Below are 24,105 nucleotides of genomic sequence, written 5' to 3'. Positions count from 1 at the left end.
GACGGTCGCTCGACGGACTGGGCTATGACAGACACTGCACTACTGCAAACAATGGGGTCCCAGCAATTCTTTGAGATCGGCGATCAGTGAGGACGACTGTGCCACACGTCGCTTGTCGTCGAGACGCATGACCTTGGTCGAGCCGTTGCCGACCAGCCGCAGGTGCACCTCGGACATGCCCGGATGGGTCGACAGGACCTGCTTGAACGTGCCGATCGTGTCGCTCGTGCACCGCGCGACCGGCAACGTCACGACCAAGGGGCGGTCGGGGCCGCCCGATCCCATCGCAGGCATCGTGACCTCGAGCGCGTTGAGCTCGAGACCGTCGTCCTTGCGACGCACTCGGCCCTTGACCACGACGATCGTGTCGGGATTGAGCACCGGCATCGCGAGCTGGTAGGCGCCGGGGAACACCATGACCTCGATACCGCCCTCGAGGTCCTCGATCGTGATCGAGGCCCAGGGGTCGCCCTTCTTGCTCATCCGGCGCTGCACCCCCGTGATGAGGCCGCAGATGCGGATCGTGCTGCCGTCGGGCAGCTCGGAGTTGGTCAGCAAGCCACCGACCGTGCAGTCGCTGCTGGCCCGCAGCACATGCTCGAGGCCCTGCAGCGGGTGGTCGGAGACGTAGAGGCCGAGCATGTCGCGCTCGAAGGCCAGCAGCTGGGTCTTCTCCCACTCCGGCAGCGACTCGGGCACCTCGACGCTGTCGCCGGTGAACGCATCGTCCATGCCGCCGAACAAGGAGTCCTGGCCGATCGCGGCCTGCCGCTTGAGGTCGATGTACTTGTCGACGGCTTCTTCGGCCACCGTCGTCAGGGCACGCCGACGATGCCCCATCGAGTCGAAGGCACCGGCCTTGATCAGCGAGTCGAGGACGCGCTTGTTGCAGACCTGGGTCGGCACCTTGTCGAGGAAGTCGTTGAAGTCGGTGTACGGGCCGTTGTCGGTGCGGCCCTCGACGATGCCAGCCACGACGTTCTCGCCGATGTTGCGGATCGCTCCGAGCCCGAAGCGGATGTCGGCACCGACCGACGCGAAGTTGGACACCGACTCGTTGACGTCGGGCGGCAGCACCTTGATCCCCATGCGACGGCACTCGTTGAGGTAGATCGCCGACTTGTCCTTGTCGACGCGCGTGCTGGTCAGCAGCGCGGCCATGTACTCGGCCGGGAAGTTGGCCTTGAGGTACGCGGTCCAGTAGGAGATGACGCCGTAGGCCGCGGAGTGGGCCTTGTTGAAGGCGTAGTCGGAGAACGGGAGCAGGATGTCCCACAACGTGGTGATCGACTTCTGCGAGTAGCCGCGATCGATCATGCCCTGCTGGAAGCCCGCGTACTGCTTGTCGAGCTCGGACTTCTTCTTCTTGCCCATCGCGCGCCGCAGGTTGTCGGCTTGTCCGAGCGAGAATCCCGCGAGCACCTGAGCGATCTCCATGACCTGCTCTTGGTAGACGATCAACCCGTAGGTCTCACCCAGCACCGGCTCGAGCGCCTCGGCCAGATCGGGGTGGATCGGGTCGATCGGCTCGCGGCCGTTCTTGCGTCGGGCGTACTTGTTGTGCGAGTCAGCGCCCATGGGGCCGGGACGATAGAGCGCACCGACAGCCGAGATGTCCTCGAACTTGTCGGGCTTCATGCTGCGCAGCAGCGCGCGCATCGGCCCGCCGTCGAGCTGGAAGACGCCGAGCGTCTCACCGGCGGCCAGCAGGTCGTAGGTCGCCGGATCTTCGAAGTCGAGGTCTTCGAGCACCAGGTCGATGTCGCGGTTGCGCTTGATGTTCTCGATCGCGTCGTCGAGCACCGTGAGGTTGCGCAGGCCCAGGAAGTCCATCTTGACCAGCCCGAGCGACTCGCACATCGGGTAGTCGAACTGGGTGATGATCGCGCCGTCTTGCTCGCGCTTCATGATCGGGACGATGTCGATCAGCGGATCGCTCGACATGATGACGCCGGCGGCGTGCACGCCCCACTGACGGATCTGTCCTTCGAGGCCCAGCGCGGTCTGGTAGATCTTGCGGACGTCGGCGTCGTCGTCGTGCAGCTTGCGGAAGTCGGCAGCATCGCCGTAGCGCTTGTGCTCCTTGTCGAACAATCCCTTGAGCGGCACGCCCTTGCCCATGATGTCGGCGGGCAGCGCCTTGGTGATGCGCTCGCCGTGCGAGAAGGGATAGTCCATGACGCGGGCGGCGTCCTTGATCGCAGCCTTGGACTTGAGCCGGCCGAACGTCGCGATCATCGCGACGCGCTCTTCGCCGTACTTGTTGCTGACGTAGCGAATGACCTCGGCGCGACGACGCTCGTCGAAGTCGATGTCGAAGTCGGGCATCGAGGGGCGCTCGGGGTTGAGGAACCGCTCGAAGATCAGGCCGTGGGTCAGAGGGCAGATGTCGGTGATCCGCAGCGCGTACGCCGCGATCGAGCCGGCGCCCGAGCCACGGCCGGGGCCCACCCGGATGCCGTTGTCCTTGGCCCAGTTGATGAAGTCGGCCACCACCAGGTAGTAGCCGCAGTAGCCCTTGGTACGGACGACGTCGAGCTCCATGTTCGTGCGCGCCCGCACCTCGTCGGTCATCTTGTCGCCGGGATAGCGGCTCTCGACGCCGCGCCAGACCTCCTTGACGAACCAGGACTCCTCGGTCTCGCCCTCGGGGACGTCGGCGCGCGCCATGTAGCCGCCGTTGGACTCGGTGAACTCGACGTTGCAGCGCTCGGCGATCAGCAGCGTGTTGTCGCACGCCTCCTTGAGGTCGAACCGGTCTTCCCACAGGTCGCGCATCTCGGCGGCGGACTTGATGTAGAAGTCGTTGGAGTCGAACTTGAACCGGTTGGGATCGGTCAGCGTCGAGCCCGACTGGACGCACAGCAGGGCTGAGTGGGCCTCGGCGTCTTCAGGGCTCGTGTAGTGCGAGTCGTTCGTCGCGATGGGCGGCAGGCCGAGATCGTCCTTGAGCCGCAGCAGCCCGTCGCGCACGGTGCGCTCGATCTCGAGCCCGTGGTCCATCAGCTCGAGGAAGAAGTTCTCCTTGCCGAAGATGTCTTGGAACTCGGCGGCCGAGGCACGGGCCTTCTCGTAGTTGCCGATGCGCAGCCAGGTCTGGATCTCTCCGGACGGGCAGCCGGTCGTCGCGATCAGGCCCTTGCCATAGCGCTGCAACAGGTCGCGGTCGGCGCGCGGCTTGCGGTACTGGCCTTCGAGACTTGCATACGAGCCGATGCGGAACAGGTTGTGCATGCCCTCGGTGGTCTCGGACAGCAGCGTCATGTGGGTGTAGGCGCCACGACCCGCGACGTCGGCGTCACGAGCTCCCTTGTTCCACAGCACAGCCTTCTTCTCGCTGCGCGGGATGTTGGGCGTGAGGTAGGCCTCCATGCCGATGATCGGCTTGACGCCGTGGGCCTTGGCCTTGCTCCAGAAGTCGTAGGCGCCGTGCAGGTTGCCGTGATCGGTCATGGCGATCGCCGGCATCTGGAGCTCTGCGGTGCGCTCGAACAGGCCGTCGAGCAGGGCTGCGCCGTCGAGCATCGAGTACTCCGTGTGGACGTGCAGGTGCACGAAAGACGAGTCACTCGACATCGAACAAAGGCCTCCTCGGCGCGGCGTGGGGGGAAGGTCTACAGCCTAGTCGAGGCCTCCGACGAGAACTGCCACCACGCCGGTGTCGTCCCGCCGTCCGGGCCAAAACCGGTTCGCGGATACTTGAGGGATGACCGGCCACGCAGAAGACGACAAGCGCACGTTCACCACCGTCGACGAGTTCATCGAGGCCTCGACCTATGACGTGGAGCCTCGGCTGGTCGAGATGCGCCGGGTCATCCGGGCTGCCCTGCCCGATGCCGACGAGACCATCAGCTACAACATCCCGGCCTACAAGCAGCACGGCGTCGTGGTCGTCCAGTTCTCGGGCTACACCGAGCACACGTCGCTCAACTTCTTCCCCACCGCCGGCGCGTTCGCCGCATTCGACGACGAGCTGGCCGCCTACAAGACGTCAAAGTCGGCCATCCGGTTCCCGCTCGACGAGCCCCTGCCGGTCGACCTGATCGGACGCATCGCCACGTTCCGCCTCGCCGAGGCCGAGGCCTTCGCCGCCCGCAAGAAGTCCGGCAAGTAGCCGTTCGACACAACCAGATTCTTCCGTCAGAAGCCGAGCGCCTAGACCTGCTCGTAGGTGCTCAGGAAGTTGCCGAGCCGCTGGATCGCGTCGGAGAGGTCGCGCGCCCACGGCAGCATCACGATGCGCAGGTGATCGGGGTCGGGCCAGTTGAAACCGGTCCCCTGGGTCAGCAGGATCTTCTCCTGCAGCAGCAGGTCCAGCGCCAGCTGCTGATCGTCCTTGATCGGGTAGACCTCCGGATCGAGCTTCGGGAACGCGTACAAGCCACCCTTGGGCCTGACCACCGAGACGCCGGGGATCTTCTCGCTCCCACACGACGGTGTCGCGCTGCTCCAGCAGGCGCCCGCCGGGCAGGATCAGCTCGTTGATCGACTGATACCCGCCCAGGGCGACCTGGATCGCATTCTGCGCCGGGACGTTGGGGCACAGTCGCATCGAGGCGAGCAACGTGATGCCCTCGAGGTAGTCGCGCGCCTTCTCCAGGGGGCCGGTCGCCACCATCCAGCCGGACCGGAATCCGCACACCCGGTAAGCCTTGGACAGGCCGTTGAACGTCAGCGTCAGCAGATCGGGGGCGATCGACGCCATCGGGATGTGCACGGCGTCGTCGTAGAGGATCTTGTCGTAGATCTCGTCGGCCATCAGCACGAGGTTGTGCTTGCGCGCCAGGTCCGCGATGCCGACAAGGGTCGAGCGCGAGTAGACGGCACCCGACGGGTTGTTGGGGTTGATCACCACGAGGACCCTCGTGCGGTCGGTGATCTTGGACTCCAGGTCGGCCAGATCGGGGTTCCAGTCGTTCTCCTCGTCGCACAGGTAGTGCACGGGCACGCCGCCGGCGAGGTTGGTCACCGCGGTCCACAACGGGTAGTCGGGGATCGGGATCAGCACTTCGTCGCCGTTGTTGAGCAGTGCCTGCAGCGCCACCTGGATCAGCTCGGAGACCCCGTTGCCGATCCAGACGTCGTCGATGTCGATCGTCGGAAAGCCCTCTTGCAGCTGGTAGTGGTGCACCACCGCGCGTCGAGCCGGCAGGATGCCACGCGAGTCGGAGTAGCCCGCCGAGGTCGGCAAGGCCGCGATGACGTCCTGCAAGATCTCGTCGGGTGCCATGAAGCCGAACGACTGCGGATCGCCGATGTTGGCTTCAGGATGCGGTGCCCTTCCGCCTCCAGGGCGGCTGCTCGGGCGCTGACGGGTCCACGGATGTCGTAGAGGACATCCCTCGACTTCTCGGACTGGCGCACGGCAGGACTCATGCGCGCCATTGTTCCATCCCCCGGGTTCCCGCCAGCGAGCGGATCAGCGCCGCATGACCTTGCGCGCGAGGGCGTTTCCGACCAGCTGTCCGATCTGGACGATGATGATGACAAGCAGGATCGCGACCGCGACCACGGTCCAGTTGAACTGCTTGAGCCCGTACGTCAAGGCGACCTTGCCCAGGCTGTCGGCACCGATGATGCCCACGATCGCGGTCATGTCGACGATCGCCACGAGCGCGAAGGTGAAGCCGAGGATCAGCGGGCCGAGGGCCTCTGGCAGCAGCACCGACGTCACGACCTTGAACCTGCTGGCCCCCATGGCACGCGCCGCTTCGAGCACGCCGGGGTCGACGCTCACCAGGTTCTGCTCGACGATGCGCGCGATGCCGAACGTCGAGGCGAACACGATCGTGACAAGTGCGTACCCGTTGCCGATGCCGGGGATCCCGAAGTGCCGGACGACCGGCTGCAGTGCCATCGCGAGCAGCACGAACGGGATCGGCCGCAGGAAGTTGACCAGGAAGTTGAGCACCACGTTGACCGGCCTGCTCGCCAGGATCCCCCCACCGCGGCTCACGTACAGCCCCGTGCCGATCGCCAGACCGAGCAGGCCACCGATCACGAGCCCGGCGCCCGCGAGCCAGATCGTGGTCCACAGACCATCGAGGAATCGAGCCGCGGCTCCCCACACGCGATCCATCAGGCCACCTCCGTCGTCTCGACGAGGGCGCTGACCGCCCTCACCGCCTCGTCGACCGCAGGCGGGTCACCTGGCGCAGCTCGAGGGTCAGATGGCCGAACGCCCGTCCGCGCACGTCCTCGACGCCGCCGAAGACCAGCTCGAACTCGACTCCACGGCCGATGATCTCGGCGAAGACAGCTGACTGACTCACCGACTCGTCGCGGAACGACAACGTCACGAGCCGACCGGGGTGCCGCCGTCGCAGCGCGGCGACCGAGGCCTCGTCGGGCACGTCGTCGACCAGCGTCGAGACGAAGCGCTGGGTCGCGGCGTGCTGGGGCCTGGAGAAGATGTCGAAGACCGGTCCCTGCTCGACGATGCGGCCTTCCTCCATCACGACGACGCGGTCGGCGATCGTCTTGACGACGTCCATCTCGTGCGTGATGACCACGATCGTGATCCCGAGGTCGGTGTTGACCTTCTTGAGCAGACGCAGCACCTCGACGGTCGTCTCCGGGTCGAGCGCACTGGTGGCCTCGTCGGCGAGCAGGATCTTCGGCGATGTCGCCAGTGCGCGGGCGATGCCGACCCGCTGCTTCTGCCCACCGGACAGCTGTTCGGGCCAGGCGTGGGCCTTGTCGGCCAGACCGACGAAGTGCAGCAGGTCGGAGATGCGCTTCTGCTGCTCGGCCTTCGGCACCTTCGCGACCTCGAGCGGGTACGCGATGTTGCCCCAGACCGTTCGCGAGCCGAACAGGTTGAACTGCTGAAAGATCATGCCGATGTCGAGCCGGACCTTCTGCAGCTGGCGCTCGCGCAGTTGTGTCAGGTCGGTGCCGTCGACCAGCAAGGAGCCGGACGTCGCTGGCTCCAGCGCGTTGACGAGCCGTACCAGCGTCGACTTGCCGGCACCGGAGTAGCCGACGATGCCGACGATCTCGCCGGCGTCGATCGACAGGTCGACGTCGCGCACCGCCTCGACGGGCGAGGCACCCCGGCGGGCCGGTGGAAAGGTCTTCGAGATTCCTCGAAGCTCGATGATGGGCATGAAATATTCCTCCCGAAGCAGCAGCGAAGTCCCGGGCGAGGGGATCCCTCGCCCGGGACTCACGACCGCTGAGTCACTTGGTGGCAGCCGTGTCCTTCTCGACCTTGGCCAGCGAGGTCTCGAGGTCGGCGACTGGCGTCTTCACCAGCTGGGCCGTGCCGCCCGAGACCTCCTGCAGACCGTCGGTCACGGCCTTGGTGTCCTGGAAGATCTTGACGGCTTCAGGTACGTCGCGTTGTCCTTGTCCTCGGCGCGAGCCGCGAAGATGCTTGACGTACGGCAGGGCGTTCGGATCGGCCGGGTCGTCCTGCGCGATCGCGTCGGCGAACTTGAGGCCGGCCTTCTCGACGAAGTCGTTGTTGATGATCGCGCCGGCCAGGTCGTCGAGGCTCGTGGCGGTGATGTCTGCCGAGAGGTCCTTGACCTTGACGCGGGAGGCGTCCTTGTCGACGTCGGACAGGTCGGAGAAGATCGTGCCGCCGTCCTTCAGCGTGATCAGGCCAGCCGACTGCAGGATCAGCAGTCCGCGCGCCTGGTTGCTGGCGTCGTCGGGACTGCGACGGTCGAGCCGTCGGGGATGTCCTGCGCCGAGTCGTACTTCTTGGAGTACAGGCCCAGCGGGTAGATCGCGGTCGAGCCGATCGGCACGAGGTTCTTGTCGTTCGAGACGTTGTAGTCGGCCAGGTAGACGATGTGCTGGAACTGGTTGAGGTCGAGCTCACCTGCGTCGACGGCCGGGTTGGGCTGCGTGTACTCGGTGAAGTCGACGATGTCGACCTTGATGCCGGCCTTCGCCGCAGCGTCCTTGTAGACGGCCCAGTACGGGTCGCTGGCGCCGACGACGCCGATCTTGACGGTCTTGCCTTCGGCGGCCGAGGCGTCGTCGTCACCGCGGGTCAGGAAGAAGATGAGGGCCGCGACGACCGCGAGCACGATGACGGCGATGACCGCGATGAGCCCGCGGTTCTTCTTCGGTGCCTCGATGAGGTTCTCGGACATCGGGAGTTCCTTTCGTACCGGCTGGTGGCCGGGCTGTGATCCCGCAGAGGGTGCTCCGCGGCGACTCACACGTTAGGAAACTTCGCTGTACCGTCCGGACGGTTCTCACGATGTGGGATTCGGCCGGTGTCGTGCCTCACAGAGGCTATTCGGCGGCGCGGACGACCTCGAGTGCATGGACCAGGTCGTCGGGGTACTCCGAGCTGAACTCGACCCACTCGCCGCTGCGCGGGTGCGTGAAGGCCAGGCCCTTGGCGTGCAGCCACTGGCGGTCGAGGTCGACCCGCTTGGCGAGCGTCGGATCGGCTCCGTACATCAGGTCGCCGACGCACGGGTGATGAATCGCACTCATGTGGACGCGGATCTGGTGTGTCCGGCCGGTCTCCAGCTTGATCGTCAGCAGGCTCGCGAAACGGTGCGCCTCGAGCGTGTCGTAGTGCGTGATGCTGTCGCGGCCGCCGTCCTTGACCGTGAACTTGAAGTCGTGCTTGGGGTGCCGAGCGATGGGGGCGTCGATCGTGCCGGTGTGCGGATCGGGGTGTCCCTGCACCAGCGCGTGATAGGTCTTCTCGACCGTGCGATCGCGGAACGCCTGCTTGAGCACGGTGTACGCGTGCTCGGACTTGGCGACCGCCATCAGCCCGCTCGTGCCGACGTCGAGCCGGTGCACGATGCCCTGACGCTCAGGAGCGCCCGAGGTGGAGATCCGGATGCCGACGCCGGCCAGGTGATCGAGCACCGTGGGACCGGTCCAGCCGACGCTCGGGTGGGCCGCGACACCGATGGGCTTGTCGACCACGACGATGTCGTCGTCCTGGAACACGATCTGCATGCCCTCGACCTCGGTCGCCACGACGACGGCGCGCCGCGGCGCCGGGATCGACGCCTCGAGCAGTGCACCGGGCATGACGCGGTCGGACTTGGCCGGAGCCTGCCCGTCGACCGTCACGAGCCCGGCTGCGACGAGCTCGCTGGCGCGGGTGCGCGACAGGCCGAGCAGTCGAGCCAACGCGCTGTCGACCCGTTCGCCGGCCAGGCCCTCGGGAACGTGGATGACCCTGTGCTCGAGCTCGGCGGGGTCCAGCCAGTGGGGTCCAGCGAGACGTCATGACTTCTTCTTCCCAGGTGCTTTCTCTTCGCGCGTGCCGTCGAGGCCGACTCCGCGCCAGGCGCGCCACACGATGATGACGGCCGCAAACGTCAGGGCGATGTCGGCGACGTTGCCGACGAAGACCCCGTAGTCGATGAAGTCGACCACATGACCTTTCAGCGGCGACGGCTCCCGGAAGATCCGGTCCATCAAGTTGCCGAGGGCGCCGGCGAGCAGCAGCCCAAGACCGATGGCCCAGCCCTTGTCGCGCAACCGTGTCGCGGCCCGGATGACTCCGACACAGACGGCGATCGCCACCAGGCTCAGCAGCAGGGTGAAGCCGGCGCCGGCGCTCAGCGCCGCCCCGGGGTTGCGCAGAAATGTCAGCGACAACACACCAGGAATTAGCTCGATCGACTCACGGCCCTGCAGCTTCTCGACCGCGATGACCTTGGTCACCTGGTCGAGGACGAACACCAGCACCGTGACGACTGCAAACAGTCGTACGTATGTCCGTGTGGTCGCGCCGTGGTCGTCGCCAGGGCTCAGCGACGCTCCTCGCGCTGCTTGCATGTCATGCACAGTGTGGCACGTGGGAACGCGATCAGACGATTCTTGCCGATCGCCTCTCCGCAGACCTCGCACTGTCCGTAGCTGCCCTTGTCGAGACGATCGAGCGCCTTCTCGGTCTGCAGCAGCAGCTCTCGCTGGTTGGCCGCAAGCGACATCTCGGCATCCCGCTCGAGGCCCTTGGAGCCCACATCGGCCTGGTCGTTGCCCGCGCCGTCGACGCCGTCGCGGAGCAGGTCCTGCAGCCGCACGAGCGGACTGGTCGAGCTCTCCTCGCAGGCGGATGAGGTCGGCTTCCAGCTCGGCCCGCACTTCCTTGGCCTCTGCGGCGGTCCATGGCGTCTCATCGGCTCGCACGGCGAGCTTGGTGTTTGGCATGCGTGGAGATTAGACCTCAGAATCGCCAAGAGCAACTCGCACCGCCGCAGAGTCGTCGTCGCTCACCCGTAGAATCGTGCGGGTGACTTCGCACGCGTCCTATCGCCCCGTTCCCGCCCACATCGATCTGCCGGTGCTGGAGCGCGAGATTCTCGACCTCTGGGCCGATCAGGGCACCTTCGCCGCCAGCCTCGACACCCCGCCCGACGCACCCCGGTGGACGTTCTACGAAGGCCCTCCGACGGCTAACGGGACGCCCGGAACCCACCACGTCGAGGCGCGTGTCTTCAAGGACGTGTTCCCGCGGTTCAAGACGATGCAGGGCTACCACGTCGACCGCAAGGCCGGCTGGGACTGCCACGGTCTCCCGGTCGAGATCGCGGTCGAGAAAGAGCCGGCTTCAACGGCAAGCTCGACATCGAGGCGTTCGGCATCGCCGAGTTCAACGCCAAGTGCCGTGAGGCCGTCGTGCGCAACACCGATCTCTTCGAAGAGATGACCGACCGCATGGGCTACTGGGTCGACATGGCCAATCCGTACCGCACGATGGAGCCCGCGTACGTCGAGAGCGTCTGGTGGGCGCTGTCGACGATCTTCAAGAAGGGCCTGCTGTCCGAGGACTACCGGGTCGCGCCCTACTGCCCGCGCTGCGGCACCACGCTGTCCGACCACGAGCTGGCGCAGGGCTACGAGACCATCACCGATCCGTCGGTGTACGTCCGCTTCCCGCTCACGTCGGGGCCGTTCGCAGGCCAGGCCTCGCTGCTGGTGTGGACCACCACACCGTGGACCCTCGTGTCCAACACCGCGGTCGCCGTCAACCCCGAGTTCACCTACGTCCTGGCCACCGACGGCAACGAAACGCTCCTCGTCGCGGAGTCCCTGGTGGGCAAGGCCCTCGGCGAGGGCTGGACGCTCACCGGCGAGACGATCAGCGGCCGCGACATGGAGCGGTGGACGTACCAGCGTCCGTTCGAGCTGGTCCAGTTCCCAGAAGAGGCGCACTTCATCGTGCTGGCCGACTACGTCACGGCCGAGGACGGCACGGGTCTCGTGCACCAGTCCCCTGCCTTCGGCGCCGACGACATGGCGGTCTGCAAGGCCTACGACCTGCCCGTCGTCAACCCGATCCGGCCCGACGGGCACTTCGAGGACGACGTCCCGCTGGTCGGCGGGATGTTCTTCAAGACCGCAGACCGCACGCTCGCCGACGATCTGACCGCGCGCGGGCTGATGTTCCGCGAGCTGGCCTACGAGCACTCCTACCCCCACTGCTGGCGCTGCCACACGCCGTTGATGTACTACGCGCTGCCCGCCTGGTACATCCGCACCACCGCGGTCAAAGATCGCTTGCTGGCCGAGAACGCCAACACCAACTGGTTCCCCGAGACGATCAAGAACGGCCGGTACGGCGACTGGCTGACCAACAACATCGACTGGTCGCTGTCGCGCAGCCGCTACTGGGGCACTCCCCTGCCGATCTGGCGCAATGACCAAGACCCGACCAAGCTCGTGTGCATCGAGTCTCTGGCCGAGCTGTCGACGCTGACCGGCCGCGACCTGTCGGGCCTCGACCCGCACCGCCCGTTCATCGACGACGTGACCTTCGAGATCGACGGCGAGGCCGGCACCTACCGGCGCGTCCCCGACGTCATCGACGCCTGGTTCGACTCCGGCTCGATGCCGTTCGCGCAGCATGGCTATCCCCACGTGCCCGGATCGGCCGAGAAGTTCGAGCAGGCCTACCCCGCCCAGTACATCTGCGAGGCGATCGACCAGACCCGCGGCTGGTTCTACTCGCTCATGGCCGTCGGCACCCTGGTCTTCGACCAGAGCTCGTACGAGAACGTCGTGTGCCTCGGCCACATCCTCGCCGAGGACGGCAAGAAGATGAGCAAGCACCTGGGCAACATCTTGTTGCCCATGCCGTTGATGGACGAGCACGGCGCCGACGCGCTGCGCTGGTTCATGGCCTGCTCCGGCTCACCGTGGGCCCCGCGCCGCATCGGCCACAACGCGCTGTCCGAGATCGTCCGCAAGGTGCTGCTGACCTACTGGAACACCACGGCGTTCCACGTGCTGTACGCCGGCGCGAACGACTGGACGCCTGCGGCTGAGGCTCCGGCCTTCGCCGACCGTCCGGCGATGGACCGCTGGATCCTCGGCGAGGCGCACCGGCTGACCCAGCAGGTCACCGATGCGCTCGAGGAGTTCGACACGCAGCGTGCCGGCACCCTGATCGCGTCCTACGTCGACCTGCTGTCCAACTGGTACGTGCGCCGTTCACGGCGTCGTTTCTGGGCCGGTGACACCTCAGCCCTCGCGACGCTGCACGAGACCCTGCACCTGGTGACCCTGGTGATGGCTCCATTGACCCCGTTCATCACCGAACGGGTCTGGCAAGACCTCTTCGCCGCAACCTCCGACGAGCTGCCCCGCTCGGTCCACCTCGCGACGTGGCCCAAGGCCGACTCCTCCTTGGTCGACGACAACCTCGATGCGCAGATGCGTCTGGCGCGCCGGGTCGTCGAGCTCGGGCGTGCGGCCCGCGCTGAGGCCAAGGCCAAGACCCGTCAGCCGTTGCGGCGTGCAGTCGTCGGCTCGCAGGCCTACGCCCTGTTGAGCGCCGAGCTGCGCGCCGAGATCGCCGAAGAGCTGAACGTCCGTTCGCTCGAGTCGTTCGAGACCACGGGCGACCTGGTCGACCACTCGGCCAAGGGCAACTTCCGCAACCTCGGCAAGCGCTTCGGCAAGCAGACCCCGCAGGTCGCCGGTGCCATCGCCGCCGCCGATGCCGGACGTCTGGCCGCCGAGCTGTCAGCCACCGGCACCACGACAGTCGAGCTCGACGGCGAGACCATCGACGTCGGTCCCGATGACGTCATCATCGCCGAGCACCCGCGCGAAGGTCGGTCGGTCGTCAACGACCAGGGCGAGACCGTCGCACTCGATCTCGAGCTCGACGACGACCTGCGCCGCGCTGGCCTGGCCCGCGAGGCCATCCGGATCATCCAGGAGGCACGCAAGTCCTCAGGTCTCGACGTCAGCGACCGCATCACGGTCACCTGGAACGCCGAGACCGCGATGGCCGACGCGCTGACGGCCCATCAGGGCCTGATCGCCGACGAGGTGCTGGCAACCGAGATCTCACAGTCGGCGGACGATCACTCGTTCACCGATGCCGACCTCGGACTCGCCTTCACGATCGCGAAGGCCTGAGAACGGCTGTCAGCGGATCGTGACGCTGCGACTGCCCAAGGTCCTGGTCTTCTTGCCAGCACTCGCCAGCACCGTGACCTTGGCCTTGCCGCGCGGCATCGACTGCGCCGAGACCGTCGACCGGAAGTAGAACCCAGCCGCCTTCCTCTTGACGGGCAGGATCAGCGTCCTGCCTGCGCGCACGATCTTGACCCGTAGCGCGACGCGTGTCGTGCCGGGTGCCGAGACGTAGCCGCTGACGGTCACGGACCGCGCCTTGCTCGATGTCATCGCCGTCGCGGCACCGGCGGGACTGCCGTTCGACGTCTTGAAAGCCAGGAAGCTGCGCGGGAAGGCACTGCCGCTGTACTTGACGACGCGGAAGCCCGTCGACCGCCGGTACTCCGAGACCAGCACAGCGTCGCGGTCAGGATAGACCTTCTCGACGTATGCAACGTGTCCCTTGCGATCACCGGGAAGGTTGGGGATCGTGCGGCCACCACGCCAACGAGCCGACCTTGGGCACGCCGGTGACCTTCACGCCCGTCTCTAGGGCCCCGACGCGCCACTCCAGCGCGCTCGTGCCAGGCAGTCTCGGGGTGCGGCGGCCGCCGTGGGTCAGACGGTAGGCCGCATAGTTGGTGCTCGAGGACACCGCCTGACCCCAGTACCGATGACGACCGGCATTCGCAGCTGACGGCCCGACGAACGCCTGGGCGGACCGACAAGCCGATGTCCCCGCACATCTCACCTCGACCGGCTCAGACGTAGGCACGGCGACGCCAAAACGCTGAGGGAGCGTCGAGCTGGCGAGAATCAGGTCTGCGAGCTTGCGCACTCCCGCTTGAGTCGGGTGCGTGCCGTCAGAGGTGAACTTGTCAGCCAGGCTCGGCGGCTGGATCCAGGAGAATCCCTGGGCGGTGGCGTACTTCTCGATGTCATGCTGAATGCCGTCACGGTACTGGTCGAAAGCCGTCCCCCACGGGCTCGTGACGTACACATCTGCGGGACGCACCCCGATGCTCTTCGTCGACGCGCGAAGCTCACGCATGAACTGCCGGATGCCGTCACGTTGCTCCGTGGGCGTGGCGAGCTCTGGATCTCCCCACGCCGGCACTTCTTGAAGTCGTTGCGACCGCCGGCCACAATCACCACATCAGGATCGGCTCGGACGAGTTCCTTGAGTCGCTGACCGAATGTCGAGCCATTGCACCGGGCACTGAGCTTGTCCACGCCTTCGAGCGTCACAGGGGGCTTGTTGTTTCCGCGGTTGACCATCCCGCTGCCTACTTGAGCCGAAAGGATCACCGGTGATGCAGCGTCCAGCACATCGGCGACGTGCCGCCACCACGGCGTGATCTTGGTGTCTCCGTATCGGCTGTTCGCCGAGATCGAGTCACCTAGAATCATGAGCGTCGGACGTTGAGCCGTGGGCTCCTGCGGATTCGTGGCCTCGGGGCCTTCCTCGGCCAGCGCAGGGCCAGACCCCAGCACTCCGATCACGAGGGCTCCGACGAGTCCGAGCACAGCGGTCCCGGATCGGGTGATGAACGACACGTGCACGAACTCCTTGATGACGGCAACCTCGACGAGATTACCTGAGGCTCGATCCAGTTGTCCGTCTTTTGCAACAACGTGTCCGCAATCACCGCGGGCGACAGCAAAGCCTCCCGCACCAGTCATGGTGCAGGAGGCCTTGTCGTTGGAAGCTCGGCGCTAGCTCTCGCTCAGAAGCTCTCGTCGTCGCCCAGGAGCGAGCGGAGGCGGCGAGGAGCCGCATCTGCTGGCGTCTGGACGGGCTCTGACGTCGTCGTGCTCTCGTTGGCTGCGGCTGGTCGAGCTGGCTCTGGAAGTAGTTCTTGAGCCGTGCCCGGTACTCGCGCTCATAGGCCCGCAGGTGCTCGACCTCGCGCTGGATCTCGTAACGATCACGTTCGATCGTCGCGACAGCCTGAGTGCGACGCTCGTTGGTCTCCTCGTCGAGCTTCTGCGCGCGGATGCGAGCGTCGGTCTCGAGTCGGTCGGCCTTGCCACGTGCTTCGTTGGTCAGACGCTCAGCCTTGGCCTTCGCCTCGCCGACGATGCGATCGGCTTCTTCCTTCGCCGCGTCCATCGGCTGGTTCGGCGTTGTTGGAGGCGATCTCGAGCAGTCGAGCGGCCGCCGAGGAGGCGTCGCCCATCGTCGGGCGCGGACGCTCGGGGGCGGGTGCAGCCGCGACGACCGGGGCCTGTGTCGGCTCAGGCTCGGGAGTCGGCTCAGGTGCCGGTGTCGGCACAACAGCCTTCACGGGCTCCTGGACGGCCGGAGCCGGCGGTGTCTGCTGGGCGGGGGTCGACGACGAAAGGGCCGGGATCAGTCCGGTCGGTTCGCCGGTCGATGCGGCGGCTACCTTGGCGCGAAGTTCCTCGTTCTCGACCGTCAGACGCTCGAGTTCGGCCTCGACCTCGTCAAGAAACTGGTCGACTTCGCCCATGTCATAGCCTTCGCGAAGACGGACAGGCGTAAAGCGCTTGTTACGCACATCCTCTGGCGTCAGTGGCATGAGTACACCTCGGGGTTGGGAATTAGTCCTGGGGACTCGGAGTCTCCACCGTACTCGGTCATCCTGAAGTTCTGCCACAGGCATCCCGATGCTGACACGTGGTCATCACCACGTCGGGCTGGGACGCCGGTCAGAAGAAGACGCTGCGAACGATCGCCTGGAGGATGTAGATGCCAATGATCAGAATCATCGGCGAGAGATCGAGCATGACCTGCCCCAGACGCAGCGGCGGAAGCAGCTTGCGCACAGCGCGCAACGGCGGGTCGGTGACGGAGTACAGCACTTCGCAGATGATCAGGACGAAGCCGCGTGGCCGCCAGTTGCGGGCGAACAGCTGGACCCAGTCGAGGATGAACCGGGCGATCAGGACGATGAGCGCGACGTACAGGATCAGGTTCAGCACCTGACCGATATCGGCAGAGGTCATGCGTCAGCTCTGGTTGTAGAAGCCGCCGGCAGCGATGCGCTGCTTGTCCTCGTCTGTGACCTCGATGTTCTCGGGCGACAGGAGGAAGACCTTGGCGGTGACGCGGTTGATCGATCCGTGCACCGCGAACACGAGGCCTGCAGCGAAGTCGACCAGGCGCTTGGCGTCGTCGTCGTCGATCTCGGACAGGTTCATGATGACCGGCACACCGGAGCGGTAGTGCTCACCGACCGTGCGGGCGTCGTTGTAGGTGCGGGGAGTCACGGTCTCGATGCGTGCGAGATCGGACGCGGTCGAGGCGCGGCGCTCGGGGCGCGGCTCGCTGCGACGGCGTTCATCGATGTTGGCGACCGGAGCAGGACGCACGACAGCCGGCTGGCGGCTCTGACGAGGAGCCGGCTCGGGCGTCTCGAAGTCTTCGTCGAACTCGTCGTCGAAGTCGGCCTGCTCGACGAGGCCGAGGTATTCGCCGACTTTACGCATTGCGCCAGCCATGATTGCTCCGTGTGTCTGAGTCGGTTGTAACAGTCTTGAGGTTACCGGTTGGAAGGCCGTGCACCGAGTATCGAACGCCCGATGCGAAGGTGTGTCGCGCCAGAGCTGATCGCGTCCTCGAAGTCGCCCGCTCATGCCGGCCGAGATGATCGACGCCTCGGGATGGTCACGGCGCAGATCAGCCGACAGCCGAGCGAGGTGCTCGAAGTGAGGCTTCGGGTCGTCGCCGAGCGGCGCGACCGTCATCAGGCCACCGAGCACGAGCCCCGGCGCGGACGCGATGGCGTCGGCCACTGGGCCGATATCGGCCGGAACAGCACCCGCTCGGCCTGGATCGGTGGCGTCGAAGTCGACCTGGACGAGACAGGTCAGCCGACGTTGTGCCGCTTCGGCTCCGCGTGACAGCGCGTTGACGAGCTTGATCCGGTCGACGCTGTGGACGACGTCGGCGTAGCGAGCCACAGCGCCGGCCTTGTTGGTCTGCAAGCCGCCGAGGAAGTGCCAGCGCACGCTCGCCTCGACCGCGTGAGCCTTCTCACCTGCCTCGGGATGACGGTTCTCCCCCACGTCGGTGACGCCCAGGTCGGCCAGCAGGTCGACGTCGGAGGCCGGGTAGGTCTTGGTGACGGCGACGAGCGTGAGGTCGCTGCGCACCCGGCCCGCTGCTGCGCAGGCGGCAGCGATCCGCTCCTGCGTCTCGGCCAGGCCTGCGGCGAGCCGTCGCGACGACTCGGCGCGTTCATCGGATCACCGCCACGGCTCCGAAGCGTCCTGAGTCCTGGCCCTGCCGACGGTAGGAGAACCAGCGTTCGTCCTCGATCGTGCACTCGTCGGCGGCCAGATCGGTGGTCTGCACGTCGAGCGCAGCGAGCCGGCTGAGGACGCCGGCGCCGACGTCGACCGCCGGGGTGCCCCAGCTGGTCGTCGACCGTGCGTCGGGAAACGTCTGGGCGACGTCGTCGACCATCTCCTGCGGCAGCTCGTAGCACCGACCGCAGGCGCGAGGTCCGACCCATGCCTGCAGAGCCGTTGCGCCATGGGCACGCAGCTCATCGACAGCAGCGGGCACCACCCCGGCCAGCAGGCCTGCGCGGCCACAGTGCACCACGGCGACCAAGGACTCGTCGGTCGCAGCGATCACGACCGGCGTGCAGTCGGCAACCCGGACCAGCAGCCCGACGCCTGGCGTGCGCGAGAGCAGCACGTCGGCCTCGGGGATCTCACCGGGCGCGACGTCCTCGACCCAGGCCGCAGATGCACCGTGCACCTGGGTCATCCGCACGAGACGCCGGACGCCGAGGGCTTCGGCGACCCGGGCGAGGTTGCTGTCGACCAGAGCCGGATCGTCGCCATTGGACGTGCCGAGGTTCAACGAGCCCCATGGACCGTGGCTGACCCCGCCTTCTCGGTCGGTGAAGGCGAGGTCGACCTTTCCTGAGGTCTGCGAGTTCCAGAACAACGCCGTAGCTGCTAGCGCAGGAAGTCGGGCACGTCGAGGTCGTCGCCGTACGTCGTGGGCAGCGGCTCGGCAGGAATCGTCGAGTTGCCGGCACCATCTTCGGGCGGCGGGTTCTGGCCGTCGAGGAAGGGATCGGGCGGCAGGTAGGTCGTCGCCGTGGGCGGAGCCGCGGCCGGGGGTGCAGCCGGGGTAGGTGCTGCGGACGCGGCCGCAGGTGCCTGCCCGTCCCTCAGCAACGCCGGACGAGTGGCGTCGCGCAGCATGGGCTCGCCACCGTCGAAGCCGGCAGCGATCACGGTGACCCTGACCTCGTCGCCGAGTGCATCGTCGATCACGGCACCGAAGATGATGTTGGCCTCGGGGTGCACCGCGTCGGCGACGAGGCCGGCAGCCTCGTTGATCTCGAACAGGCCGAGGTCGGAGCCACCGGCGATCGACAGCAGGACGCCGCGGGCACCCTCGATCGACGCCTCGAGCAGCGGGCTGGACACGGCGCTCTCGGCCGCGACAGCAGCCCGGTGCTCTCCGCGCGCCGAGCCGATGCCCATGAGCGCTGAGCCAGCATCGGACATGACCGACTTGACGTCGGCGAAGTCGAGGTTGATCAGACCCGGGGTCGTGATCAGGTCGGTGATGCCCGACACGCCTTGGTGCAGGACCTGGTCGGCCTGGCGGAAGGAGTCGAGCAGACTGACGTTGGGATCGCTGATTGACAGCAGTCGGTCGTTCGGGATCACGATGAGCGTGTCGACCTCGTCGCGCAGCGCCTGGATGCCGTGATCGGCCTGGTTGGACCGGTTACGTCCCTCGAACTTGAACGGACGCGTGACGACACCGATCGTCAGGGCGCCCAGCGAGCGGGCGATCCGGGCCACGACGGGTGCTCCACCGGTGCCGGTGCCGCCACCCTCGCCAGCGGTGACGAAGACCATGTCGGCGCCCTTGATGGCAGCCTCGATCTCCTCGGCGTGGTCCTCGGCGGCCTGCTTGCCGATCTCGGGGTTCGCGCCGGCACCGAGCCCGCGGGTGGAGTCACGGCCGACGTCGAGCTTGACGTCGGCGTCGCTCATGAGCAGCGCCTGGGCGTCGGTGTTGATCGCGATGAACTCGACTCCCTTGAGCCCCACCTCGATCATGCGGTTGACGGCGTTGACGCCGCCTCCGCCGATGCCGACGACCTTGATCACGGCGAGGTAGTTCTGGACCGCCATCGTGTGTCCCTTCCGAGGATGCTTGAAGAATGTGGAGAACCGAGGTGCGAAACCCTAACCGTCAAGTGGAGGGTTATAGTTATGTCAACCTCTGACCTAAGAAGAACGGTACGCGTGGGACTCGTGGGAGTCGGCGCGACACGCCGCTGGCTACTGCCGGGTCGTCGGCTGGGAGTCGGCGCGACACGCCGCTGGCTACTGCCGGGTCGTCGGCTGGTCGGCGCACTGACGTCGTACCGCGCCGCCTTGATGTCCAGCAGCGAACGCAGCACCGCGAAGCTTGCGCTCGCCGTCGGCTGCGCTCCCCCAGACCACCGTGCGTCCCTTGGTCAGACCGATCTCGATCGAGTCCTTGGTGCTCGCCCCGATGGTCCGCACCTGCTCGCGCAGAGCCCGGTCCTTGCGCGTCACGAGATCGACGACCGACGCCACCGACTGCGTCGTCTCGAGCCGCTGGTCGGCATCGGTGATCGAGATCGTGGCCTCGACCAGGTCGTCGGGCCCCTTGCGGTACGAGCGGAAATCGATCCCGTCGCGATCGATGCCGCGCACCCGTCCGCCGATCGTCGACCACATGACGGCCTTGCGCTCGACGACCTCGATCGAGATCGCGCGGGGCCACGAGCGCGAGACCGACACCTCGCTGACCCGTTCGAGGGAGGCGACCCGCTCCTCGATCTGCGTCAGGTCGACGCGTGCCAACGGCTCACCTTCGGGCACCTGCGCGACGGTCAGGATGCGCGATTCTGTAAGCGTCGTCAGGCCGCCGACCTTGACCTCGCTCACGGCCAGGACCGACGAGAACCAGACGAGCCAGCCAAGTGCGCCAGCCGCTGTGACGATCAGCACGCCGAGGCCGATGCGCTTGAGCTTGCGGCGGCGGTCCTGGCGGGCCCGCTCGATGAAACGCTGGTCGGTCACGCCCGTGCCTCGAGCGCCGCGAGGACCTCCGGCCCGACCTTGGTGATGTCGCCCGCGCCGAGGGTCAGCAACAGGTCGCCGGGGTGCAGCTCGGGCAGCAGCGCAGCAGCCAAGGTCGCCACCGGCCCGGCCACCGTGACCTCCGGCCCCGTCACGGCGTCGGCGATGAGGCGCGGCGTCACGGCCGGATCGGCCACCTCACGAGCCAGGTAGATGTCGGCCAGGAAGACCCGGTCGGCCGCCGACAGCTCGCGGCCCATCTCGGCACCGTAGATCTTGGTGCGGCTGACCAGGTGGGACTGATAGGCCACCACGAGCCGGTCGGTGCCGGCGATGGCGCGGGCAGCCGCCAGGTCGGCACGGATCTCGGTCGGATGGTGGGCATAGGAGTCGTAGACCCGGACTCCCCCGGCCGCGCCGAGCAGCTGCATCCTGCGGTCTGCTCCGGTGTAGGCAGCGAGCCCCGCGATCAACAGGTCGACGTTCTGGCCCAGGACGATGCCGGCCCCCAGGGCGAGCAGCGCATCGACCGCGTAGTGCGCCCCCGGGACCGCAAGTCGCACCTGGCCCAGGTCGACACCGTGGTGCGAGACCGTGAAGGTCGTGACGCTGCCCTCGACCACAAGCGCGTGGCCACGCAAGCCGGCGTCCTCGCCGAAGCCGGCCAGGACCACGTCGAGCCCGCGCTGTCGCGCTCTGGCCGCGAGCGCCGCTGCGCCGTCGTCATCGCTGTTGAGCACCACGAAGTCGCCGATGTTGCCGATGAACTCGTCGAATGCCGCGGCGTAGGCCTCGGCAGTTCCGTAGTTGTCGAGATGATCGGCCTCGACGTTGGTCACGATCGCGCCTTCGGGCTCGTAGACCAGGAAGGCCCCGTCGCTCTCGTCGGCCTCCGCCACCAGCAGGTCACCTGCACCGAGCCTGGCGTTGGCTCCCAGGCTCGCGACCTCGGCACCGATCGCGTACGAGGGCGCGGCGCCGGCCGCAATCAGCGCGCACGACAACATCGCCGACGTCGTGGTCTTGCCGTGCGTGCCGGCCACCGCGATCGTCCGACGTCCCTGCATGACCGATCGTAGTCCGGCCGAGCGCGGCCACAGCCGCAGGCCGCGACGGACCGCCTCCACGATCTCGGGATTGTCGTCGTGCACCGCGGTGGACGCGATGACGGTGTCGACCCCGGCCAGGTGCGCCGCATCATGTCCGACGTGGCACGTGATGCCCTCGGCGCGCAGCGCGGCGAGCACGGCCGAGTCGGCAGCATCGCTGCCGGCGACCGTGATGCCCTGCTGCACCATGAGCCTGGCGATCGCGGAGAGACCTGCACCGCCGACGCCGATGAAGAACACGCTGCCCAGATCAGCGGCCGGCGGAATCTCAGAAGGTATCGGAATCCTCATGCGTCCGCAGCCCGCCAGATCATCTCGGCCAGACGCACGTCGGCATCGCGCGGGACGATGTCGGAGGCGGCAGCCGACATCGCGGCGAGCCGTCCCGGGTGGGAGATCAACGGGATGACGACGTTGTCGATCCATGCCGGCGTCAGTGCCGCGTCGTCGATCAGCAGCGCTCCCCCGGCCTGCACCACGGAATGGGCGTTGTGGGCCTGCTCGCCGTTGCCGATGGGCAGCGGGACGAACGCCGCGGGCAGACCGATCGCCGCTGCCTCGGTGACGGTGTTGGCCCCGGCCCGGCACACGATGAGATCGGCTGCCGCATAGGCCAGATCCATGCGGTCGATGAACGGCACCGTGACGTACGGCGGATCTCCCTCGCGCGGATGCACCGTGACCTCTTCGGGGCGACCCGCGGCATGCAGCACCTGGATGCCGGCATCGGCCAGGTCACGCGAGGCCGCCGAGACGGCGTGGTTGATGCGGCGGGCACCCTGCGAGCCACCCGTCACGAGCAGTGTCGGACGGTCGGCGTCGAGGCCGAAGAACTCCCTGGCCTCGGCGCGACGTGCTGCCCGGTCGAGCGTCGAGATCTCGCGACGGATCGGCAGGCCCATGTAGTGGCCGTGACGCAGCTCGGGTGTCGGGAAAAGCCGTCGCGACGTGCTTGGTGAACCGGGCGCCGAGCTTGTTGGCGACTCCGGCGATCGCGTTGCCTTCGTGCACGACCAACGGGATCTTGCGGCTGCGCGCCACCAGGTAGGCCGGCACCGAGACGTATCCGCCGAATCCGACGATGACGTCGGGCTGCACCCGGTCGACGACCTCGCGGGTCGCCTTGACCGCAGCCCGCAGGCGCGACGGCACCTGCAGCATGGCCTTGCCGGGCTTGCGCGGAAGCGGCACGGGCGGCACGAGCTCGAGCGGGTAGCCGGCCTGCGGGATCAAGGTGACCTCGAGCCCGCGTGCTGTGCCGAGGCAGGTGATCTCGACGCCACGTTCGGCCAGCACGGCCGCGGTAGCCAGGAGCGGCGACGTGTGGCCGGCGGTACCGCCGCCGGCGAGCAGGACGCGCATGTTCTACTTCCTCCCTCGTCTGCGATTGGCCCGGCCTGCCGCGAGGGCGCGTTGGGCCCCGGGCTCGGTGGTCGCACAGTTGATCAGGATGCCCAGGGCAACCAGGGTGACGAGCAAGCTGGATCCTCCGTAGGAGATCAGGGGAAGAGGCACACCGATGACGGGCAGCAGCCCGAGCACCATGCCGATGTTGATGACGGCCTGGATCATGAGCCAGATCGTGATCCCTGCCGCCGCGTAGCGGACGAACGGCTCGCGGGTGCGGGTCGCGACCCGGATGCCGGCGAAGCCCAGCAGCACGAACAGCGCCAGCACGACGAACGTACCGACCAGGCCAAGCTCCTCGCCGATCACGGCGAGGATGAAGTCGGTGTGCGCCTCGGGCAGGGAGCCCCACTTCTGCCGGCTTCCGCCGAGCCCCACGCCCCAGAAGCCACCGGTGGCGAACGCCATCATGCCGTGGATCGCCTGGTAGCCCGCACTGTCGGCATCGGCCTGGGGATTGGTGAAGTTGAGCAGTCGTTCGACCCGGTGCGGTGACTGGGCCACGGCAACCAGCAGGCCGAGGAACAGCGCGGCCAGGATCGCGCCCATGTGCCGTCCCGGCAGGCCAGCGACCCACAGCATGCCGACGGTCAGCGCGAAGATCACGAGCGCCGTGCCGAGGTCGCGCTGCGCCACGACGAGCAGGGCCACGGCCCCGGCGACCGGCACCATCGGCGTCAGGATGTAGCGCGGGATGTCGAGGGATTTTTGCCGACGGGCGTAAAGATCGGCGATCCACAGCACCAGGGCCAGCTTGGCGAACTCGGACGGCTGTAGCCTGAACCCGCCGAACAGCGGCAGCCAGTTGCGGTTGCCGTTGACCGTGATCCCGACCCCCGGGATCAGGGTCACGGCGACCAGGAGCACCGAGCCGATCAGGGCAGGCAGGATCAGCTTGCGCAACGTCGTCAGGGGCATCCGGACCATGACGTAGGCGCCCGTCAGGCCGAGGACGGCGAAGATCAGCGACGGATGATGATCGCGAACGAGCTGCCTTGGTTGATCAGCGCGAACACCGAGCTGGCGCTCAGCACCATGATCAGCCCGATGCCCAGCAGCAGCGCCGTCGTCCCGAGCAGGATCTGGTACGACGCGAGCGGACGTTCGAGGATGGAGCGGACCGCGACGATGATCGCGGGTGGTCGTCGCTCGACGTCGGGAGCTCATCGCCGCCTGCACCGCCTCATGA

19 protein-coding genes and 5 pseudogenes are annotated in these 24,105 nt (G+C 67.1%); 2 read left to right on the top strand and 22 right to left on the bottom strand.

Annotated features, from left to right (window positions below):
* Positions 1 to 39: 39 nt before the first annotated feature.
* Positions 40 to 3,576: a DNA polymerase III subunit alpha gene (gene dnaE / locus ACHMWU_RS03400; protein ID WP_396041645.1), complete on the bottom strand. Its 3,537-nt coding sequence runs from the start codon at positions 3,574 to 3,576 to the stop codon at positions 40 to 42.
* Positions 3,577 to 3,706: 130 nt separating this feature from the next.
* Here dnaE and ACHMWU_RS03395 point away from each other — a divergent pair, with 130 nt between their 5' ends.
* Positions 3,707 to 4,114, top strand: coding sequence for an iron chaperone (locus ACHMWU_RS03395; protein WP_396041644.1), 408 nt, complete (start codon positions 3,707 to 3,709; stop codon positions 4,112 to 4,114).
* Positions 4,115 to 4,155: 41 nt separating this feature from the next.
* On the opposite strand, the gene ACHMWU_RS03390 is transcribed toward ACHMWU_RS03395, so the two are convergent.
* From ACHMWU_RS03390 to ACHMWU_RS03355, 8 genes and pseudogenes are all read right to left on the bottom strand, one after another.
* Positions 4,156 to 4,401, bottom strand: coding sequence for a hypothetical protein (locus ACHMWU_RS03390; protein WP_396041850.1), 246 nt, complete (start codon positions 4,399 to 4,401; stop codon positions 4,156 to 4,158).
* Positions 4,402 to 4,633: 232 nt separating this feature from the next.
* Positions 4,634 to 5,230, bottom strand: a pseudogene (locus ACHMWU_RS03385) (aminotransferase class I/II-fold pyridoxal phosphate-dependent enzyme); the annotation flags it as partial.
* Positions 5,231 to 5,419: 189 nt separating this feature from the next.
* Positions 5,420 to 6,079 carry a methionine ABC transporter permease gene (locus ACHMWU_RS03380; RefSeq protein WP_396041643.1) on the bottom strand — a complete coding sequence of 220 codons (660 nt, stop codon included), beginning with the start codon at positions 6,077 to 6,079 and terminating at the stop codon, positions 5,420 to 5,422.
* Between the two features lie 40 nt (positions 6,080 to 6,119).
* Positions 6,120 to 7,109 (bottom strand): methionine ABC transporter ATP-binding protein, encoded by a 990-nt coding sequence (locus tag ACHMWU_RS03375; protein ID WP_396041642.1) that lies wholly within the window; start codon positions 7,107 to 7,109, stop codon positions 6,120 to 6,122.
* A gap of 238 nt (positions 7,110 to 7,347) precedes the next feature.
* Positions 7,348 to 8,108: pseudogene (locus tag ACHMWU_RS03370) on the bottom strand (MetQ/NlpA family ABC transporter substrate-binding protein); the annotation flags it as partial.
* A 145-nt stretch (positions 8,109 to 8,253) separates the two neighbouring features.
* Entirely contained in the window at positions 8,254 to 9,162 is a 909-nt protein-coding gene (locus ACHMWU_RS03365) for an RluA family pseudouridine synthase (RefSeq protein ID WP_396041849.1), read from the bottom strand.
* A gap of 51 nt (positions 9,163 to 9,213) precedes the next feature.
* Entirely contained in the window at positions 9,214 to 9,771 is a 558-nt protein-coding gene (gene lspA, locus ACHMWU_RS03360; protein WP_396041641.1) for a signal peptidase II, read from the bottom strand.
* Positions 9,744 to 10,019: a TraR/DksA family transcriptional regulator gene (locus ACHMWU_RS03355; protein ID WP_396041640.1), complete on the bottom strand. Its 276-nt coding sequence runs from the start codon at positions 10,017 to 10,019 to the stop codon at positions 9,744 to 9,746. The genes lspA and ACHMWU_RS03355 overlap by 28 nt, the downstream gene beginning before the upstream one ends.
* A gap of 200 nt (positions 10,020 to 10,219) precedes the next feature.
* Here ACHMWU_RS03355 and ileS point away from each other — a divergent pair.
* Positions 10,220 to 13,365, top strand: a pseudogene (ileS, locus tag ACHMWU_RS03350) (isoleucine--tRNA ligase).
* A gap of 9 nt (positions 13,366 to 13,374) precedes the next feature.
* On the opposite strand, the gene ACHMWU_RS03345 reads toward ileS, so the two are convergent.
* The 13 genes and pseudogenes from ACHMWU_RS03345 to ftsW form a co-directional block, all read right to left on the bottom strand.
* Positions 13,375 to 13,761: a hypothetical protein gene (locus ACHMWU_RS03345; protein ID WP_396041639.1), complete on the bottom strand. Its 387-nt coding sequence runs from the start codon at positions 13,759 to 13,761 to the stop codon at positions 13,375 to 13,377.
* A 52-nt stretch (positions 13,762 to 13,813) separates the two neighbouring features.
* A complete protein-coding gene (locus tag ACHMWU_RS03340) occupies positions 13,814 to 14,395 on the bottom strand; it encodes a hypothetical protein (RefSeq protein ID WP_396041638.1) in 582 nt (193 codons plus the stop codon).
* Between the two features lie 594 nt (positions 14,396 to 14,989).
* Positions 14,990 to 15,457: a hypothetical protein gene (locus ACHMWU_RS03335; protein ID WP_396041637.1), complete on the bottom strand. Its 468-nt coding sequence runs from the start codon at positions 15,455 to 15,457 to the stop codon at positions 14,990 to 14,992.
* Entirely contained in the window at positions 15,399 to 15,887 is a 489-nt protein-coding gene (locus tag ACHMWU_RS03330) for a DivIVA domain-containing protein (RefSeq protein ID WP_396041636.1), read from the bottom strand. Before ACHMWU_RS03330 ends, ACHMWU_RS03335 begins: the two co-directional genes overlap by 59 nt.
* Before the next feature lie 130 nt (positions 15,888 to 16,017).
* Positions 16,018 to 16,314, bottom strand: coding sequence for a YggT family protein (locus ACHMWU_RS03325; RefSeq protein WP_396041635.1), 297 nt, complete (start codon positions 16,312 to 16,314; stop codon positions 16,018 to 16,020).
* 3 nt (positions 16,315 to 16,317) lie between these two features.
* Positions 16,318 to 16,809 (bottom strand): cell division protein SepF, encoded by a 492-nt coding sequence (locus tag ACHMWU_RS03320; protein ID WP_396041848.1) that lies wholly within the window; start codon positions 16,807 to 16,809, stop codon positions 16,318 to 16,320.
* 180 nt (positions 16,810 to 16,989) lie between these two features.
* Positions 16,990 to 17,463, bottom strand: a pseudogene (locus ACHMWU_RS03315) (alanine racemase); the annotation flags it as partial.
* Between the two features lie 85 nt (positions 17,464 to 17,548).
* On the bottom strand, positions 17,549 to 18,268 hold the full coding sequence (locus ACHMWU_RS03310) for a polyphenol oxidase family protein (protein WP_396041634.1): 720 nt from the start codon (positions 18,266 to 18,268) through the stop codon (positions 17,549 to 17,551).
* Positions 18,269 to 18,279: 11 nt separating this feature from the next.
* A complete protein-coding gene (gene ftsZ, locus ACHMWU_RS03305; protein ID WP_396041633.1) occupies positions 18,280 to 19,479 on the bottom strand; it encodes a cell division protein FtsZ in 1,200 nt (399 codons plus the stop codon).
* Between the two features lie 195 nt (positions 19,480 to 19,674).
* Positions 19,675 to 20,400: a cell division protein FtsQ/DivIB gene (locus tag ACHMWU_RS03300; RefSeq protein WP_396041632.1), complete on the bottom strand. Its 726-nt coding sequence runs from the start codon at positions 20,398 to 20,400 to the stop codon at positions 19,675 to 19,677.
* Positions 20,397 to 21,749 (bottom strand): UDP-N-acetylmuramate--L-alanine ligase, encoded by a 1,353-nt coding sequence (gene murC / locus ACHMWU_RS03295; protein ID WP_396041631.1) that lies wholly within the window; start codon positions 21,747 to 21,749, stop codon positions 20,397 to 20,399. Before murC ends, ACHMWU_RS03300 begins: the two co-directional genes overlap by 4 nt.
* Before the next feature lie 47 nt (positions 21,750 to 21,796).
* Positions 21,797 to 22,871 (bottom strand): annotated as a pseudogene (gene murG, locus ACHMWU_RS03290) (undecaprenyldiphospho-muramoylpentapeptide beta-N-acetylglucosaminyltransferase).
* A 3-nt stretch (positions 22,872 to 22,874) separates the two neighbouring features.
* Positions 22,875 to 24,095: a putative lipid II flippase FtsW gene (ftsW, locus tag ACHMWU_RS03285; protein WP_396041630.1), complete on the bottom strand. Its 1,221-nt coding sequence runs from the start codon at positions 24,093 to 24,095 to the stop codon at positions 22,875 to 22,877.
* Positions 24,096 to 24,105: the final 10 nt, after the last annotated feature.

The sequence above is a fragment of the Aeromicrobium sp. UC242_57 genome (assembly GCF_044452305.1).
Taxonomy (GTDB): domain Bacteria; phylum Actinomycetota; class Actinomycetes; order Propionibacteriales; family Nocardioidaceae; genus Aeromicrobium.
This window is presented reverse-complemented; position numbering and strand designations above follow the sequence as displayed.

What these genes read in the sequence shown, in the direction of transcription:
- dnaE (WP_396041645.1), bottom strand. Translation starts at nt 3,576, where the DNA reads ATGTCGAGTGACTCGTCTTTCGTGCACCTGCACGTCCACACGGAGTAC.
- ACHMWU_RS03395 (WP_396041644.1), top strand. Translation starts at nt 3,707, where the DNA reads ATGACCGGCCACGCAGAAGACGACAAGCGCACGTTCACCACCGTCGAC.
- ACHMWU_RS03380 (WP_396041643.1), bottom strand. Translation starts at nt 6,079, where the DNA reads ATGGATCGCGTGTGGGGAGCCGCGGCTCGATTCCTCGATGGTCTGTGG.
- ACHMWU_RS03375 (WP_396041642.1), bottom strand. Translation starts at nt 7,109, where the DNA reads ATGCCCATCATCGAGCTTCGAGGAATCTCGAAGACCTTTCCACCGGCC.
- lspA (WP_396041641.1), bottom strand. Translation starts at nt 9,771, where the DNA reads ATGCAAGCAGCGCGAGGAGCGTCGCTGAGCCCTGGCGACGACCACGGC.
- ACHMWU_RS03340 (WP_396041638.1), bottom strand. Translation starts at nt 14,395, where the DNA reads ATGCGTGAGCTTCGCGCGTCGACGAAGAGCATCGGGGTGCGTCCCGCA.
- ACHMWU_RS03335 (WP_396041637.1), bottom strand. Translation starts at nt 15,457, where the DNA reads ATGGACGCGGCGAAGGAAGAAGCCGATCGCATCGTCGGCGAGGCGAAG.
- ACHMWU_RS03330 (WP_396041636.1), bottom strand. Translation starts at nt 15,887, where the DNA reads ATGCCACTGACGCCAGAGGATGTGCGTAACAAGCGCTTTACGCCTGTC.
- ACHMWU_RS03325 (WP_396041635.1), bottom strand. Translation starts at nt 16,314, where the DNA reads ATGACCTCTGCCGATATCGGTCAGGTGCTGAACCTGATCCTGTACGTC.
- ACHMWU_RS03320 (WP_396041848.1), bottom strand. Translation starts at nt 16,809, where the DNA reads ATGGCTGGCGCAATGCGTAAAGTCGGCGAATACCTCGGCCTCGTCGAG.
- ftsZ (WP_396041633.1), bottom strand. Translation starts at nt 19,479, where the DNA reads ATGGCGGTCCAGAACTACCTCGCCGTGATCAAGGTCGTCGGCATCGGC.